Annotated in this window: 2 protein-coding genes; one reads left to right on the top strand and one right to left on the bottom strand. The window is 33.5% G+C overall.

What is annotated here, in order from left to right; all coding sequences use genetic code 11:
• Positions 1 to 185 precede the first annotated feature (185 nt).
• Positions 186 to 680, top strand: coding sequence for a hypothetical protein (locus AFK68_RS02425; RefSeq protein ID WP_094671347.1), 495 nt, complete (start codon positions 186 to 188; stop codon positions 678 to 680).
• A gap of 246 nt (positions 681 to 926) precedes the next feature.
• On the opposite strand, the gene AFK68_RS02420 is transcribed toward AFK68_RS02425, so the two are convergent.
• The gene (locus AFK68_RS02420) at positions 927 to 2,048 is read right to left on the bottom strand and encodes a lipopolysaccharide assembly protein LapB (RefSeq protein WP_094671345.1); all 1,122 of its coding nucleotides are present in this window, start codon (positions 2,046 to 2,048) and stop codon (positions 927 to 929) included.
• Between the last annotated feature and the right edge of the window lie 546 nt (positions 2,049 to 2,594).

Genomic DNA, 2,594 nt, shown 5'->3' with positions numbered 1-2,594 from the left:
CTCCCCTACTCCTTAAAAAAGACTTTTTCAGCAAACCCTAATTACATTTACAGTCTACGTCATTGTACTTAATGTAAAGTTTTATAAAGAAATATGAATAAAAGTTGCGCAATGTCATAACCTGAGCGTACAGTATTAATCTGTAAGCAATACTACAAAAAAAATCATTTTAGGAGATAAAAATCATGTTAGCTTTTATCGGAGGAATATTTGCGGGAATTTTCGGTATTTTTCCTTTTGGAAAAAAATCAGAGTATCTATTAGAATTTGATGCTCCTAAAGAAGACAGTGCGCCTAAGCAAGAATCAACTCAAGCTACTGTAACAGTACCAGAATCTACAACAACAGAAACTAAACCAGCTAGTTCTGAAACTCCAAAAGAGGCAAAAGCTAAACTTTCTGCTGCTAAAAAAGCTGAAAAAGTTGCCGCTACAGAAGCAAAAAAAGAAGCTCAAGCTGCTAAAAAAGCTGAAAAAGTTGAAAAACAACAATCTACCGTTCCTCAAGTACCAGCACCACAACCTGCCATAACAAATTTTACAACTCCCCAGGAACCAAAAGAGGTAGTATTATTTGCTCCTAACTTTTTAATGCCGAAACCTACTGCTAAACGTCGTCGTCCTGGTGCTAATATGAGTATGTTCCGTAGTATTGCTAAGAGCATGAATTTACCAAGATAGTATCAATAATCAAGGGGTTAAGAAATTATCTTTTAATTGCCTAGCGACAAGTCTTGCACTCTCTTGAAAAGGTCCTATAAGGAAAACCAGGGTCAACAGTCGGATACCTCCACAAATAAAACGTTCTGCTCCCCTTGACAAGCAGGAAGTATTTTATTATTATCTAACGTTAACACAGGGGGAGGACATCACCTCTGTCAAAACTGCGGTCAGTTTTTCCCTGACTGAAGAATCCCGCGTTGTCACCTAAGCGGAACGTCGGGAGTATGTCAAGAATACTAAACTACTATATAACTGAAAAGCTGGGTCCCACATTGTTTCGATTTTACGGGATATATCAATGTGAGATTTGAGACGACTTAATAGTTGGGTATAATCTCGACTTGTCACTTCTCCAAAGGCAGTAAAATTAGACCAAGTTTGCACTTTACCTAATTTTTGGTCAATCATATTTACTAAGTCATTCCATTTACTTCTATTAGTAGTTTGTGCTTTTAATAGGGATTGCTCTTGAGTCTGAATCTTAGGAGTAATCCCTTTTTGATATTGATAATTTTGGTCACAAAATCTGATAATGCTACGGCGACTAGAAAGATGTAAATCTAATATATTTGCATAATCTTGAGTCATTTTCTTATGACGAATTTTTTGGGAACGTCGCCTAGGATCGTAATCCATGGCATCCATAAAAATAGGTAATAATCCTTCAACTTTTGCTACTACTTCTGACCAATCAAAATTTAAACTTCCCATTTTATCTTGCTCATTCAAACAAACAATATTTGCCTGGGGAGAAATAGATTGAAAATATTGCACTCTGAAAATATTTATCTTTTCAATATCTGATATTTTTGCCCAAAATACAGGAATACCTGCTTTGAGCATTTCTTCACCATAAACTTTTAATTCTCCAATTGCTCCAACTCGATAAATTCGCCAACCTCTATTTTGTAACTGCATTCTGGCAGAGTAGGGGTCAATTTTCATAATTCTTGCCAGATTTTTAACTGCTTCCTGTTTATTTTCTTTGCTAACTGGTTCAAGAATAAGTAATCCTGGTTCTATATTTTCAGGATTAGATTTTGCCACAGCGATCGCTTCTTTTTGGCGATTTTTTTCTATATTTTCTATTCTTTTTAAACCTTGACGCGCTTGTATAACTACTTGTGGGTTTGTTGCATCTTTGAGCAATTTTCTATAAAATTTTTCTGCTGATTCTAATTTATCTATCTCTTCATACCACCGCCCAATATATAGTTGCACCCACAAATTTTGAGGATCTTCTTTTTGTAATTTTTTTAGTAGTTTAGCTGCCTGTTTATAATTTTTTTGTTCTAGCAGAGTAGCAACTTCTTTAATTTCTTTCATATGTAGTTTTCCTATTTGATTTGCCAGAAAATCTCTTGGGAAAAAGGGAAGAGTGGGAAAATAATTTTAAAATTCCTATTTATAACAATAATCACCCAATCCATGAGTTTAAAACACTACTTATTTAATGATTTATAGTTTTAATTTACTATATATATTGTCTTGGCGTAACTATTGTAAATTTGAGATTTTTTATAAAAAAATTCACGGTTTTAATTAGGTAGATTTGGAAATTATGAATGAAACTTTTATTGTTGGAAAGTTTTAAATTAGAGGTTATACCAAATCTGGTTATCAAAACGTATTTTTCCCAAATCTCTTCTCATCTTTTTGCTTTCTACTTTGCGTTCTTAATCAAGATACTATCATCAGCATTCTGACTTATGCAATAGTCATAATTAAACATCTTATAGAAAATATACTGCCACTTTTCTCTACTGCAATAAATTTCCTGAGACTGGTTTGAGAAGTCAACTTTCACAACAGAATTTTCTTTATTGTGAATGGAAAACTAAAAAATTATTCAACACTATTGCGATATACGCA

Origin of the sequence: Hydrocoleum sp. CS-953, assembly GCF_002260545.1 — a bacterium.
GTDB lineage: Bacteria > Cyanobacteriota > Cyanobacteriia > Cyanobacteriales > Microcoleaceae > Trichodesmium.
The sequence above is the reverse complement of the archived record's forward strand: the minus strand, read 5'-3'. Positions and strand labels throughout refer to the sequence as shown.

Coding starts and splice junctions, on each gene's coding strand:
- AFK68_RS02425 (WP_094671347.1), top strand. CDS start 186: ATGTTAGCTTTTATCGGAGGAATATTTGCGGGAATTTTCGGTATTTTT.
- AFK68_RS02420 (WP_094671345.1), bottom strand. CDS start 2,048: ATGAAAGAAATTAAAGAAGTTGCTACTCTGCTAGAACAAAAAAATTAT.